Origin of the sequence: Sphingomonas sp. TZW2008 (assembly GCF_002117915.1) — a bacterium.
Classification (GTDB): domain Bacteria; phylum Pseudomonadota; class Alphaproteobacteria; order Sphingomonadales; family Sphingomonadaceae; genus Sphingomonas.
This window is the reverse complement of the sequence record NZ_BDJB01000005.1, coordinates 189,148-202,664: the sequence shown is the minus strand read 5'-3', so window position 1 is coordinate 202,664 and position 13,517 is coordinate 189,148. Positions and strand designations below refer to the sequence as shown.

Sequence of the window (13,517 nt, the reverse complement as noted above, 5' to 3'; positions counted from 1 at the left end):
AACGCCTTCTACACTCCCGCCGCGCACAGCTGCACCGGTGTGGAGGCGTTACTGATGCAGCGGGGCAACCGAAGGCCGGAGGACGCATGCGGCAGCCGGCGTGCTACGGCAACGACGCTCGTCACCGGCGCCGCGATCCTGCTCTTCGTTGCGATCGCGGGTACGCTCGGCAGCACGCTCGTGCGGCAATGGTTCGGCGGCACCGAGGCCCTTGATCGATCGCTGCTGATCGCCTTGATGCTCAACATCGCGCTGATCCTGATCGGCTGGCGGCGGCACCGCGACTTCGTCCGCGCGCTCGAGCAGCATGTCGAAAGCAATGAACGCGTCCGCGTGCTCAGCACGCGCGATCCACTGACGGGCTTCCTCAATCGGCGCACGCTAGTCGAAGAGGGAGCGTCAATGCTGCAGGAAGCAGCCCGCCGTGGTCAGGCGGTAGCGCTGCTCCTGCTGGATCTCGACCGCTTCAAGACGATCAACGATCTTCACGGCCATGCCGCCGGAGATGCAGTCCTTTCCCGCGTCGCGGCGGACATTACCTCGGTGCTGCCCGCCGCCGCGCTCGCTGCACGGCTCGGCGGCGACGAATTCGCCTGCGCGTTCGTCTTCGATCCGCGGCAGCCTTCGGTGGTGCAGCGCATCGCGGAGGATCTCGTCGGCCGGCTCGCCGGGCCGGCTCAGGTCGCCGGCACCGCAATTCATGTCTCCGCCTCGATCGGCATCGCGCGCTCAGATCTCGAACGCGGCTCGATCGACGCACTGATGCGCGCCGCCGACATCGCAATGTACGCCGCCAAGGACGGCGGGCGGAACCGCTACGTCTGGTTCGATCCTGCGATGGCGCACGCGCTGCATGTCCGTAACGAGCTCGAGAACGGCCTGCGCCATGCTATCCCCGCCGGGCACATCGTGCCGTACTTCGAGCAGCAGATCGACCTGGCCACCGGCCGCCTGCACGGGTTCGAAGTGCTCGCGCGCTGGGAGCATCCCGTTCACGGCACGATCGCGCCCGATCGCTTCATCCCCATTGCCGAGCAGACCGGGCTCATCGCCGATCTGTCGCTGTCGATCATGCGCCAGGCGTTCATCGCCGCGCGCGACTGGGCCCCCGAGCTATCGCTCGCGATCAACGTCTCTCCGCTCCAGCTGCGCGACGCCTGGCTACCGCAGAAGATCATCAAGCTGCTGCTCGAAACCGGCTTTCCGGCCCAGCGGCTTGAGATCGAAGTTACGGAGAGCGCCTTGTTCGAGAACCTCGCGCTCGCTCAATCGATCGTCGGCAGCCTCAAGAACCAGGGTATCCGCATTGCGCTCGACGATTTCGGCACCGGCTATTCCAGCCTCGCCCACCTTCGCGCGCTGCCGTTCGATCGCATCAAGATCGACAAGAGCTTCGTCCAGGCGGTCGCCGACAATCCCGACAGCGCGGCGATCGTTGATGCGATCACCAGCCTCGGGGCCAGCCTCAATCTGCCCGTCACGGCAGAAGGCATCGAGGACAAGGAGATCGAGGCGCGGATGCGCGCGCTCGGCTGCGCGCGCGGCCAGGGCTATCTCTATGGTCGGCCGATGAGCGGTGCGAACGCCCGCCGGCTGCTCGCCGAGCGCCGCCTGCTCGGCAGCGCGCCGGCGATGAACGCCACCGACCAGCGACGTGCAGGCTAGTTGCGCGGCGGCTGCCGACGGTAGCTCAACGCCTCGCCGACGTGGATGCGGGTAACGGCGTCGCTACACGCCATGTCGGCGATCGTCCGCGCGACGCGCAGGATGCGCGTATAGCCGCGCGCCGACAGCCGCATCGTCTCGGCCGCGTGCGCAAGTAGTGAGCGTCCGGCGTCGTCGGGCGTCGCCACCGCTTCGAGCAGTTCGCCTTCCGCTTCCGCGTTGGTCCGCACCGCGTGGTCGCGGTATCGTTCCGCCTGCATCGAGCGCACGGCGGCGACGCGCGCCGCCACCTCTACTGAGCCCTCGATCGGCGGCGGCAGCATCAGATCGACGGCGCTCACCGCCTGCACCTCGACGTGCAGATCGATCCGGTCGAGCAGCGGCCCCGACACCTTGGCCTGATAGTCGGCGGCGCATTTCGGTGCGCGCGCGCAGGCGAGCCCCGGATCGCCGAGATAGCCGCAGCGGCACGGGTTCATCGCCGCGACGAGCTGGACGCGTGCCGGAAAGGTGACGTGCGCATTCGCCCGCGCCACGCTGACGTTGCCCGATTCGAGCGGCTGGCGCAGCGAGTCGAGCACCGCGCGCTGAAATTCCGGCAGCTCGTCGAGGAACAGCACCCCTAGATGTGCGAGGCTTACCTCGCCCGGCCGCACCTTCAGCCCGCCGCCGGTCAGCGCCGCCATCGATGCCGAGTGATGCGGCGCGCGGAACGGGCGCGTACGCGTCAGCCGCCCGCCGTCGAGCGTGCCCGCGACCGACTGCACCATCGACACCTCCAGCGCCTCGCCGGGATCGAGCGGCGGCAGGATACCCGGCAGGCACGACGCCATCAGCGATTTGCCCGCCCCCGGCGGCCCGATCATCAGCAGGTTATGCCCGCCCGCCGCCGCGATCTCGAGCGCACGCTTGGCGGTCTCCTGCCCGCGGACCTGACGCAGATCGGGCCCCTGTCCCGCCGCCTGTACCGCGCCTTCGGCCGGTGCGGCGAGCTGACCATGCCCCTTCAAGTGGTTGATGAGCGCGAGCAGATCGGGCGCGGCGAGCACCTCGATCGAGCCGCTCCACGCCGCTTCTGCACCTTGCGCGGCCGGGCAGATCAGCCCTTTGCCGATCTCCGCCGCGTGCAGCGCTGCGAGCAGGACGCCCGGTGACGGCGCCAGCCGCCCGTCGAGCGTCAGCTCGCCAACGATGACGTAATCCGCCAGCGCCTCGGCATCGACGACACCCATCGCGGCGAGCAGCCCCAGCGCAATAGGTAGATCGAAGTGCGATCCTTCCTTGGGCAGGTCCGCAGGCGACAGGTTCACCGCGATGCGCTTCGGCGGCAGCGCCAGTCCCATCGCCGCGATCGCACCGCGCACCCGCTCGCGGCTCTCGCCCACCGCCTTGTCGGCAAGCCCGACGAGGTTGAACGCCGGCAGCCCGGCGATCAGCTGCACCTGCACCTCGACGGCGCGCGCCTCCAGCCCGAGATACGCCACCGTCGCAACGATCGCCGCCATGCACCCCCCGCCCGTCTACGCCGTCGTTACGCTTGCGTTCATAGCTGCTTTGCCAGCGCTGCAAAGCCCAAGCGATGCAGGCGCTTATCGCAGGCGTCTTGCATAACCAACACACCGGAGCCACATGCCGCAGATGTCGCAGCGCCACCCCGTCGCCCGTATCGCGCAGCTGGCGTTGGGCAGCCTGTTGCTCATCGGCGCGGCGCTGCTTGGCCCACTGCCCGGGCCCGGCGGCATCTTCCTGTTCGCCGGCGGCATGATCCTGATCCTGCGCAACTCGCGCCGCGCGCAGATCCGCTGGACGCGGCTGATGCGGCGCTGGCCGCGCGTCGCCGATCTCGTCCACCGCGCGATGCGGCGGCGCAGTGCGCTTCGCCGCCGCGCGCGTCGCCGCGTGCTCGGCGCGCGATGAGCCGCCTCGCGTTGACTTCGCATGCCCCCTCGCCTATGCGGCGCACCATTCGGGCCGTCCTGCGGGGCGGCCCTGTTTTTTCAGATTCGGGAATGAACGATGAAGCGGACCTTTCAGCCGAGCAACCTGGTGCGGGCTCGCCGTCACGGCTTCCGCGCACGGATGGCGACGGTCGGCGGCCGGCTGGTGATCCGGGCGCGTCGCGCGCGCGGCCGCAAGAAGCTGTCGGCCTAATTCGGACCGAAATCCGGACGTTGACGCGCCGCCGGGATTTCCTGGCGGCGAACGCCGGGCGGCGCGCACCGATGCCCGGCTTCGTGCTGCTGGTGCGGCCTCGTGACGATGGCGATCCAACGATGCGGATCGGCTATACCGTCACCAAGAAGATCGGCAATTCGGTCGTCCGCAACCGCATGAAGCGGCGGCTGCGCGCGCTCGCGCGTGAACTGCTGCCAGCGGACGGCGTCGTGGGTGCGGATCACGTTCTGATCGGGCGCAACGGCGGGATCGAGCGCGATTTCGCCAGCCTGCGCACAGAACTCGGCAAGGCGCTGCGCAAGGTAGCGCGGAGCGACGCGGCGCCGCGATGATCGCGCGGCTGCTGATCCTCGTCGCGCGCGGCTGGCAGCTTGGGCCGTCGCTGATCTTGCCGCCGACATGCCGCTATCAGCCAAGCTGTTCCGCCTATGCAATCGAGGCGCTTCGCCGCTATGGAGCCGCGCGGGGCGGCTGGCTGGCGGCGAAACGGATCGCGCGCTGCGGCCCGTGGGGCGGGCACGGCTATGATCCGGTGCCGTAAGGGAAGTTGGCGCACGTGAACAAAGACAATCAGAATTTCGTGCTGTTCGCGGTGCTCGCGGCGCTGATTCTGTTCGGCTGGCCGGTCGTGCAGAACAAGTTCTTCCCCACCGCCAACCCGCCCGTGACGAAGATCGAGGGCGGCAAGACCAAGGTCGTGCCGAACCCCGCGGCCGATCCGACGGCGGACAGCCCCGCTGCGGTGCGCGACCGTGCGGCCGTTCTAGCCGAAGCGCCGCGCGTGCGGATCGACACACCGACGATGCAGGGATCGATCAATCTGAGGGGCGCGCGGATCGACGATCTGGTGCTCAAGAACTACAAGGAAACGATCGCAAAGAACGCCGCTCCCGTGCGGTTGCTCTCGCCGGCCGGTGCGGCCGACGCCTATTTCGCCGCCTTTGGTTGGCGCAACGAAGGCCTTGCGCCGCCTGCCGCGGATACGACGTGGACCGCCTCGTCGCAGCTGCTCGCCCCCGGCCGCCCGGTAACGCTCACCGCCGCCAACGCGACCGGCCAGCGCTTCGCGATCGAGCTGTCGGTCGATGACGGGTATATGTTCAGCATCAAGCAGACGGTGGCGAACGGCGGCACGGGCGCGGTTCCGGTCGCCGCCTACGGTCTCGTCAACCGCGCCGGCATGTCGAAGGATCCCGACAGCTGGACGATCCACACCGGTCCGATGGCGGTGCACAACAACAAGGCCGATTACGACGTCGACTTCAAGGATGTCGATGAGGGGGCGCAGCGCTTCACCACCAGCGCCGGCTGGCTCGGCTTCGTCGATAAATACTGGCTCACCGCGCTGATCCCCGATCAGGCACGCAGCTTCGACGGTCAGTTCCGCGCCGGCGCGAACAAGGCCTATCAGGCCGATTATACCGCCGCCGCGCAGCTGCTGCCGCCGGGCCGCCAGCTCAGCCAGACCACGCGCTTCTTCGCTGGCGCGAAGGAAGTGCGTCTGCTCGACCGCTACACCGACAAGGAAGGCGTCAACCGGCTCGATTACGCGATCGACTGGGGCTGGTTCCGCATCGTCGAGAAGCCGATTTTCTATTATCTCGACTGGCTGTTCGTGATGCTCGGCAATTTCGGCATTGCGATCATCCTGCTCACGCTCACCATTCGCCTGCTGATGTTCCCCGTCGCGCAGCGCCAGTTCGCCTCGATGGCCAAGATGCGCGCCGTCCAGCCCAAGATGAAGGCGATCCAGGAACGCTACAAGGACGACAAGCCGCGCCAGCAGCAGGAGATTATGGCGCTCTACAAGACGGAAAAGGTCAATCCGCTCGCTGGCTGCGCGCCGACGCTGCTGCAGATCCCGATCTTCTACGCGCTCTACAAGGTCCTGATGCTGACGATCGAGATGCGCCACCAGCCGTTCGTCGGCTGGATCAAGGATCTGTCGGCGCCCGATCCGCTGACGCCGGTCAACCTGTTCGGCCTGCTCGCCTTCACGCCGCCGCACTTCCTGGCGATCGGCGTCGTGCCGATCCTGCTCGGCATCAGCATGTACTTCCAATTCAAACTCAATCCGCAGCCGATGGACGATACGCAGAAGCAGGTCTTCGCGCTGATGCCGTGGGTGCTGATGTTCGTCATGGCGCCGTTCGCGGTCGGCCTGCAGGTCTACTGGATCACCTCCAACGTGCTGACGATCCTCCAGCAGCGGCTGCTCTACGCCCGCCACCCCGCGTTGAAGGAGGCGGCCGCCAAGTGAGCGACGAGGCTTCCTCCTTCGACGCCGCTGAGGGCGCTGACGCCGGCGTCGCTGATACGGTCCGCGACGAGGCGGAGATCGAGGCGGCGCGCAAGCTGTTCGCGGGACCGATCAGCTTCCTAAAGTCCGCGCCCTCGTTGCAGTTCTTGCCTGACGCCAGCGTTCCCGAAGTCGCCTTCGCCGGCCGGTCGAACGTCGGCAAATCGTCGCTGCTCAACGCGCTCACCGGGCGCAAGGCGCTCGCCCGCACCTCGGTCACGCCGGGGCGGACGCAGGAGCTTAACTTCTTCGACGTCGGCGATCCGCTCGCCTTCCGCCTCGTCGACATGCCCGGCTACGGTTTTGCCAAGGCGCCCAAGGACGTCGTCAAAAAGTGGCGCTTCCTCGTCAACGATTTCCTGCGCGGGCGCCAGGCGCTGAAGCGCGCGCTGGTGCTGATCGACGCGCGCCACGGCATCAAGGATGTCGACCGCGAAATCCTCGAGATGCTGGACAAGGCCGCGGTCAGCTACCGCATGGTGCTGACCAAGGCGGACAAGATCAAGGCGAGCGAGCTCGCCGAGGTGACCGAGCGAACGATTGCCGAGGCGCGCAAGCGCCCCGCCGCGCATCCCGAGATCATCGCGACCTCGTCGGAAAAGGGCATGGGCATCGCCGAGCTGCGCGCCGCGGTGATCGAGGCGATCGGCTGACGGCACTGCCCGGGTCGTCGGCTCTCAGCCGCCTTCCTTTATCGTCCCCGTCGCCTGCCGCATAAAGCGCGGCCTATCGAGCTAAAGACATGCCGCTCGTTTCCGAAGCACGGTCAGTCACGCACGCGCGGTTGCACGCCCCGTGTCTGGCCTCTACCCCCGACGCCATGAAACTGATCATCGGCAACAAGGCCTATTCCTCCTGGTCGCTGCGCGGCTGGCTTGCCTGCCGGCAGGCGGGGCTGCCGTTCGAGGAGGTGGTCGTGCCGCTCTACGACCAGGATTGGGACAAGCGGCGCGAGGGTGACGAGTTCGCGCCCTCGTCGGGCAAGGTGCCGATCCTGTGGGACGGCGACGCCGTGGTGTGGGATAGTCTCGCAATCATCGAGTATCTCGCCGACAAGGTCGGCCGCAATCGTTTCTGGCCGGCAGACGAGGCGGCACGCGCAATGGCGCGATCGATGGCGGCGGAAATGCATTCGAGCTTCGCCGCGCTCCGGCGCGAGCACAGCATGAACATCCGCCAGATCTATCCCCCGGTGCCGCCTTCCGAAGCGGTACTGCGCGATCTCTCACGAATGATGGAGCTGTGGGCACAGGCCCGCGCGCGCTTCGGCGGCAACGGCGATTTCCTGTTCGGCGATTTCGGCGCGGCGGACATCATGTTCGCGCCCGTCTGCACGCGGATCATCACCTACTCGCTTCCCGTCGCGCGCTTCGCGGGGCCGTACATCGAGGCGGTGCTGACGCATCCCTACATGCAGGACTGGATCGCGGCTGCGCAGGAGGAGGAATGGGTGATCGAGCAGTTCGAACAGCCCGCCCCCGCCCGCTCCACACCGTGACCGATCCGCTCGCGCTCGCCGCCGCGCTGCTCGGCTGCGAGAGCGTCACGCCCGCGCGCGGTAACGTGTTCGACGTACTCGAGGCGGCGCTGGTACCGCTCGGCTTCGCGGTCGATCGCTTCGTCGCGGGGGCCGCGCCCGACGGCCCCGTGGAGAATCTGCTCGCGGTGCGCGGCAGCGGCGGGCGGCATTTCGCCTTTGCCGGTCACCTCGACGTGGTGCCACCGGGCGATGGCTGGACGAGCGGCGCCTTTGCGCCGGAGGTTCGCGGCGATCTCCTCTACGGCCGCGGCGCGGTCGACATGAAGGGCGCGATCGCCGCCTTCGTTGCCGCCGCCGCGCGGGTGGAAACGGCTGGAACGACCAGCCTCATCATCACCGGGGACGAGGAAGGCCCCGCCACCTACGGCACGCGCGCGCTGATCGATCGAATGGCGGCGCGCGGGCTGCGTCCCGACGCCTGCCTCGTCGGCGAACCGACGTCGACCACGCGGCTCGGCGACATGATCAAGATCGGGCGGCGCGGCTCGGTCAATATCTGGATCGACGTTCCTGGCCGCCAGGGCCACGTCGCTTACCCGCATCTCGCCGATAATCCGATCCCGCGCCTCGTCGCCGCGCTTACCGAGATCGACGGCATCGTGCTCGACGAGGGCACCGACTGGTTCCAGCCGTCGAACATCGAGATCACCGATCTCGCGGTCGGCAATCAGGCGACCAACGTCATTCCCGCCAAGGCGTCCGCGCGCCTTTCGATCCGCTTCAACGACTGCCACCAAGGTTCCGCGCTCATCGACCGCATCACCGCTGTCGTGCGGCGTCATGCTCCCGAAACCCGCGTCGAGGGCAAGGTATCGGGGGAGGCGTTCCTCACTCCGCCCGGCGCGCTATCGGCCAGCGTGGCCGATGCGATCACCGCCCGGACAGGCATCGTGCCCGAACTATCGACCACCGGCGGCACGTCCGACGCGCGGTTCCTCTCTGCGCTCTGCCCCACAGTCGAGTTCGGCCTCGTCAATGCGACGATGCACAAGCTCGACGAGGCGGTCGCCGTCGCCGACCTCTACCTGCTCGCCGATATCTACGCCGACATTCTCGGCCGCGCACTCGATCCGCGCGGTTGACCGCGCGTCAGCCGCGCGGGCGGCGCAGCACGATGTACAGCGCGCCCTGACCACCGTGGCGCGGATGTGCGCCGCGCACCGCCGCGATCGCGCCGGCGTGCCGGGATGCGGCCAGCCAATCGCCGGTCGCCGCACGGATCGCGCCGCGCGCGTGCGGCCGCTCGCTATCCGGCCGCGGTGGCTTGCCCGTCACCAGCAGGATCACGCGGTCGCCGCGCCGGATCGCGCGATCAAGCGCCGCGTCGAGCAGATCGTGCGCCGAGTGCAGCGTGTGCCCATGCAGGTCGATCGTCGCGTCCGGGATGATCATCCCGCGCGCGAGCCGCTTGTCCCACCCCCCGTCGAGCGTGACGCCGGGTTGCGGCACTTTGCGCGGCTCGGGCTTAGGCTGCGGGACAGGGCGGACGGGCAAGACACGGACCTTTGGCGTGCCGGGCGGCGGCAGCGTCGCCGGCGCGATCTTGGCGGCTGCCACCGGCCGGATCGCACGCAGCGGGCGGACGCTCGCCATCACGCGCGCCCACAGCGCGGCTTCGTCAGGGGCGAGGTTGCGCGACACCGAGCCGAGCCAGCGTACCGCGCGGCACCAGGACGAAGGCGGTACCGCGCGCGCTCATCCCGCCCGCGATCGCCTGCGCCTCGTCGCCAGCGCCCCAGAAGGTATCGAAGCGGTTGGTGCCCTTGATCGCACCGCCGGTGTCCTGTGCCACCCACAGCCCCGTCGCGTCGGTCCGGTCCATCGACAGGAACACCGGCGCGCCGAGCGGCACGAAGCGCGTGTCGGCGGCAACCGTGGCGCCTCCACTCACCGGCAGCCCCATAGCGCCGAGCGGCGGGCCGTCGAGCAGGCGGAAGAAGACGTAGCTCTTGTTCTCGCGCATGATCGCGCGGCCTTCCTCGGGATTGGCATGCAACCAGGCGACGATGCCCTGCATGCTCGCCTGCCCCGGCCCGAGCAGTCCGCGGTCGCGCATCAGCTTGCCGATCCCGGTGTAATCGCGCCCGTTCTGGCTGTCGTAACCGATCCGCAGCACCTCGCCATCGGGCAGACGGACGAGGCCGGAGCCTTGCACCTGAAGGAAGAACAGCTCGACGGGATCGACCGCATACCCGAGGATACGCGCCTTGCCGCGCAGCGCGTCGCGCTCGATCGCGGTCCGATCGTAATAGGGCACGAAGTTCGTCCCCTCGACACGCCCGCGGATCTTCTTGCCCTTTAGGTCGGTCGAGAACAGCCCGAGGTCGACATCGACGAGGTCGCTCGGCCGCGCGTAGATCGGCGCGTACCCGTCGCGATACTCGCGCGTACCCGCGATCTCCGGGATGAAATAGCCGGTAGCGAACGCTTTTCCGTCACCCACCTGCACCGCTTCGAAATGCCGAGCGAAGAAGTCGCGAGGATCGCCCGCGCCGCCGGCGGCCGCGTCGCATGCGGCACGCCAGTCCTCGCCGCGCGTCAGTCCCGTCGGGTCGGCGCGCCGTACGACCGAGGGGCAGCTGATCCGAAATGCCGCCAGGGCACGCGCCGCCGTGTCGCCAACGATCGGCAGGCTCGCCACCGGCGGACCGGCCATCAGCCCAGCCGCCACCGCGGTCGTCGCGCTGCCGTTGACGGCCACCGGAACCGGCGGGATCGGCGTCGCGGCAACGGGTTGGCGCACGGGCAGTCGGGACGGCAGCGACGGCACTGATGACGTTCGCGGCGGCTCCACGCCCCCGACGCATGCCGACAGCGCCAGCGCGCTGGCCAGCGCCACTACCCCCGAACGCAGGCTCACGCTTCGTCGGTGTCCGAAAGCTTCCAATTCGGATCGGCGCTGCGCAGCGTCCGCGCGAACGTCCACACGTCATGCGTCTCGACGGCGTCGCTGGTCGATCCCGCGACGACTTCACCGTCGGCGTTGCGCGTCACCGCCGCGATATCGGCGTCGAACCGCACCGTGATGCGCGCGTCCTTGCCATTGAGCGAGGCGCCGGTGATCACCGCCTTCTCGATTGACACCAGACGATTATCGAGCGTGTGGCCGGCCGCCTCGCGCGCAGCGATCGCGTCACCGAAAGCGCGGGCGACGTCCGGCGAGACCAGATCGTCGAGCGTCGCACGATCGCCGCGCCAGAACGCCTCCAGGATCATGCGATAGGCCGCCTGCGCGCCGTCGAGGAACCGCGCCACATCGAAACCCTGCTCGGCCCCGACGATCGCGCGAATGCCCGGTTCGGCATTGCCTTCGAACGGCTTTGCTACCGGCTCACGAGGTTCGGCCACCTTTTCCACCGCGCGGGGCAATGGCTGCGGCGCCACCCGATCCTCGGCGGGCTTGGGCAGGGGCTGCTCATGTCCCGTCCGCTTTCCGAGCACCGAGTAGAGCCGGAGCGCCAGGAACGCGGCAACCATGGCGAGCACGATAATGTAGAACACCAGGCCTCCGATACGCTAAGCTCTCAACATAGTCCGCAACGCCCCATGTTTCAAATGGGTGCCGCCGTTGAAACCGATCATGCCGCCTGCTAGGCGCGCGCCGGTCCGGCGCTCCGCATGCGCCCACCATCTTCTCAGGGAAAGACGCACGATGGACGAGCAGAACACCGGCACCGGTTTCGACACGACGCCGCAGCCGAACGGCGAGGACAATGCGCCGGCCGTCGGGCTGATCTCGCAATATGTGAAGGATCTGTCGTTCGAAAATCCGAACGCGCCGGCCGTGTTCCAGAACCAGCAGGGTCCCGAGATCAACGTCCAGTTCGATATCGCGGCGAACCAGATCGCCGACGACGCGCACGAGGTCGTGCTCAAGATCGAGGTCCGTGCCGAAACGCAGGGCCGCGTCACCTTCCTCGTCGAGCTGGCCTATGCCGGGCTGTTTGGCGTGCGCAACGTGCCGTTGGACGCGCTTCAGCCGTTCCTGCTCGGTGAAGGGCCGCGCCTCCTGTTCCCGTTCGCGCGCCGCGTCGTCGCCGACACGATCCGTGACGGCGGCTTCCCGCCGCTGCTGCTCGAGCCGATCGACTTCAACGCGCTCTACATGCAGCAGGCCGAGCAGCGCGACGCGCAGCTTGCCGCCGGCAATTTCGGCAACGCGTAAGAGCAGCCCCGGTCCGTTCGTCGCGCGTTCGTCGAAGTCATGCCGCCTCGCCACGCGCGGGCAAAAGCAGGCTTCGCTGAGCGCGTGACGCCCACCGGAAAGCCGACACAGCGATGAACCTTACGCGCGCGCTCGGCTCCGTCGGTGGGCTCACGCTCGCCAGCCGCATCCTCGGGCTGGTGCGCGACTCATTGTTCGCACGCTTCGTCGGTGCGGGCTTCGCGTCCGATGCGTTCCTGATCGCCTTCCGCCTCCCCAACATGTTCCGCGCGCTGTTCGCGGAAGGCGCCTTCTCCGCCGCCTTCATTCCCATGTTCAACCGCAAGGTGGCGGACAAGGGGGGGCGCGGCCTACCTGACGGCGTGGCCTTCGCCAGCGACGCATTGTCGGTGCTGCTGCCCGTCCTGCTCGTCTTCACGGTTGTCATGGAGCTCGCCGCCTGGCCGGTCACGTGGCTACTCTCGGGCGGCTTCAACGCGGCTAGCCCCGCGCAATTCGCCTTCGCGGTCGATCTGTCGCGGATCACCTTTCCCTATCTGATGCTCATCAGCCTCGTGTCGCTGCTGGGCGGGATGCTCAACTCGCTGCACCGTTTCTGGGTCGCGGCGGCCGCCCCGATCCTGCTCAATGCGACGCTGATCGCCGCCTTGCTGCTGTTCCACGATCACGAGCCGCTGTTCACCGCGCGCAATCAGGCGTTCGCGGTAACCATATCGGGCGCGCTGCAGCTGCTCTGGCTGATCTGGGCCTGCCGGCGCGCCGGCGTCGCGCTGCGTCTGAAGCGCCCGACGCTCAGTCCCGAGGTGAAGAAGCTTTTGTCGCTGATCTGGCCCGCCGCGGCAGGCGCCGGCGCGGTTCAGATCAACCTCGTTGTATCCACCGCGCTCGCTGCCAGCCTGCTCTCCGCCGGGTCCGTCAGCTATATCTACTACGCCGATCGCCTGAACCAGCTGCCCCTCGGGCTGATCGGCATCGGCCTCGGCACCGTACTCCTCCCGACGATCTCGGCGCAGCTCGGGCGCGGCGAGGAGGCGGCGGCGATGACGACGCAGAACCGCGGGCTTGAGCTCGCGCTGTTCCTCACCCTGCCCGCTACCGTCGCGCTGATCGTCTGCGGCACGCCGATCGTCGCGGCGCTATTCCAGCACGGCGCCTTCACCGCCGAGGACACAGCGGCTACCGCCCAGTCGCTCGCCGCCTTCTCGATCGGCCTGCCGTCGTACATCCTCGTCAAGGTGCTGACGCCCGGCTTCTACGCCCGCTCGGACACGCGCACCCCCGTCAAGTTCGCCACCGTATCGATGGTCGTCAATCTCGTCCTCAATCTCGCGCTGATCGTGCCGCTCGGCCATGTCGGCCCGCCGCTCGCCACCGCGCTCGCCTCCACCGTCAACGTCGCGCTGCTGTGGCGCACGCTTACCGCGCGCGGCCATTTCGTCGCGGACGCGCAGCTGAAGCGCCGCGCGGGCCGGCTCGCGCTCGCCGCGCTGCTGATGGGCGCGGTGATGTGGTTCACCGCCGATCTGTTCCGCCCCTACACCACCGGCCCTGCGCTCGAACGCTGGGGGTCGATGCTGGTGCTGGTCACCACCGGCGCGCTGGTCTACGTCGCCGCCACCTTCCTGTTCGGCGCGTTCCGGCCCGCCGACGTGCGAAGCCTCGTTCGTCGATAG

General features: G+C 68.4%; 15 protein-coding genes. 11 read left to right on the top strand and 4 right to left on the bottom strand.

Features of this window, described 5'->3' with window-relative positions; translation table 11 throughout:
• The first annotated feature begins 54 nt into the window (after window positions 1-54).
• A complete protein-coding gene (locus B7L05_RS06905; protein WP_085809554.1) occupies window positions 55-1,665 on the top strand; it encodes a bifunctional diguanylate cyclase/phosphodiesterase in 1,611 nt (536 codons plus the stop codon).
• Here the strand turns inward: B7L05_RS06905 and B7L05_RS06900 are convergent.
• On the bottom strand, window positions 1,662-3,170 hold the full coding sequence (locus B7L05_RS06900) for a YifB family Mg chelatase-like AAA ATPase (protein ID WP_085809553.1): 1,509 nt from the start codon (window positions 3,168-3,170) through the stop codon (window positions 1,662-1,664). The two genes, B7L05_RS06905 and B7L05_RS06900, sit on opposite strands and share 4 nt — an antisense overlap.
• A 124-nt stretch (window positions 3,171-3,294) precedes the next feature.
• Here B7L05_RS06900 and B7L05_RS06895 point away from each other — a divergent pair, with 124 nt between their 5' ends.
• From B7L05_RS06895 to dapE, 8 genes are all read left to right on the top strand, one after another.
• On the top strand, window positions 3,295-3,582 hold the full coding sequence (locus B7L05_RS06895) for a hypothetical protein (protein WP_256926644.1): 288 nt from the start codon (window positions 3,295-3,297) through the stop codon (window positions 3,580-3,582).
• A gap of 99 nt (window positions 3,583-3,681) precedes the next feature.
• Window positions 3,682-3,816, top strand: a complete 135-nt coding sequence (gene rpmH / locus B7L05_RS06890; RefSeq protein WP_085809552.1) for a 50S ribosomal protein L34 — start codon at window positions 3,682-3,684, stop codon at window positions 3,814-3,816.
• A 20-nt stretch (window positions 3,817-3,836) separates the two neighbouring features.
• Window positions 3,837-4,172: a ribonuclease P protein component gene (gene rnpA, locus B7L05_RS06885; protein ID WP_085809551.1), complete on the top strand. Its 336-nt coding sequence runs from the start codon at window positions 3,837-3,839 to the stop codon at window positions 4,170-4,172.
• Window positions 4,169-4,381, top strand: coding sequence for a membrane protein insertion efficiency factor YidD (yidD, locus tag B7L05_RS06880; protein WP_085809550.1), 213 nt, complete (start codon window positions 4,169-4,171; stop codon window positions 4,379-4,381). The genes rnpA and yidD overlap by 4 nt, the downstream gene beginning before the upstream one ends.
• Before the next feature lie 15 nt (window positions 4,382-4,396).
• Window positions 4,397-6,100 carry a membrane protein insertase YidC gene (gene yidC, locus B7L05_RS06875; RefSeq protein ID WP_085809817.1) on the top strand — a complete coding sequence of 568 codons (1,704 nt, stop codon included), beginning with the start codon at window positions 4,397-4,399 and terminating at the stop codon, window positions 6,098-6,100.
• A gap of 77 nt (window positions 6,101-6,177) precedes the next feature.
• On the top strand, window positions 6,178-6,792 hold the full coding sequence (gene yihA, locus B7L05_RS06870; RefSeq protein WP_085809816.1) for a ribosome biogenesis GTP-binding protein YihA/YsxC: 615 nt from the start codon (window positions 6,178-6,180) through the stop codon (window positions 6,790-6,792).
• 167 nt (window positions 6,793-6,959) lie between these two features.
• The gene (locus tag B7L05_RS06865) at window positions 6,960-7,637 is read left to right on the top strand and encodes a glutathione S-transferase family protein (protein WP_085809549.1); all 678 of its coding nucleotides are present in this window, start codon (window positions 6,960-6,962) and stop codon (window positions 7,635-7,637) included.
• Window positions 7,634-8,761 (top strand): succinyl-diaminopimelate desuccinylase, encoded by a 1,128-nt coding sequence (gene dapE, locus B7L05_RS06860; RefSeq protein WP_375601248.1) that lies wholly within the window; start codon window positions 7,634-7,636, stop codon window positions 8,759-8,761. The genes B7L05_RS06865 and dapE overlap by 4 nt, the downstream gene beginning before the upstream one ends.
• A gap of 7 nt (window positions 8,762-8,768) precedes the next feature.
• On the opposite strand, the gene B7L05_RS06855 is transcribed toward dapE, so the two are convergent.
• Genes B7L05_RS06855 through B7L05_RS06845 form a run of 3 tightly spaced genes read right to left on the bottom strand, consistent with a single transcriptional unit; the run spans window position 8,769 to window position 11,180 of the window.
• Window positions 8,769-9,272, bottom strand: coding sequence for a Smr/MutS family protein (locus B7L05_RS06855; protein WP_085809815.1), 504 nt, complete (start codon window positions 9,270-9,272; stop codon window positions 8,769-8,771).
• Window positions 9,273-9,297: 25 nt separating this feature from the next.
• Window positions 9,298-10,539 (bottom strand): murein transglycosylase A, encoded by a 1,242-nt coding sequence (locus B7L05_RS06850; RefSeq protein ID WP_179187145.1) that lies wholly within the window; start codon window positions 10,537-10,539, stop codon window positions 9,298-9,300.
• Window positions 10,536-11,180: a Tim44/TimA family putative adaptor protein gene (locus B7L05_RS06845; protein WP_144037169.1), complete on the bottom strand. Its 645-nt coding sequence runs from the start codon at window positions 11,178-11,180 to the stop codon at window positions 10,536-10,538. The genes B7L05_RS06850 and B7L05_RS06845 overlap by 4 nt, the downstream gene beginning before the upstream one ends.
• A gap of 151 nt (window positions 11,181-11,331) precedes the next feature.
• Here B7L05_RS06845 and secB point away from each other — a divergent pair, with 151 nt between their 5' ends.
• On the top strand, window positions 11,332-11,844 hold the full coding sequence (secB, locus tag B7L05_RS06840; RefSeq protein WP_085809547.1) for a protein-export chaperone SecB: 513 nt from the start codon (window positions 11,332-11,334) through the stop codon (window positions 11,842-11,844).
• Between the two features lie 113 nt (window positions 11,845-11,957).
• Window positions 11,958-13,517, top strand: a complete 1,560-nt coding sequence (gene murJ, locus B7L05_RS06835) for a murein biosynthesis integral membrane protein MurJ (RefSeq protein WP_085809546.1) — start codon at window positions 11,958-11,960, stop codon at window positions 13,515-13,517.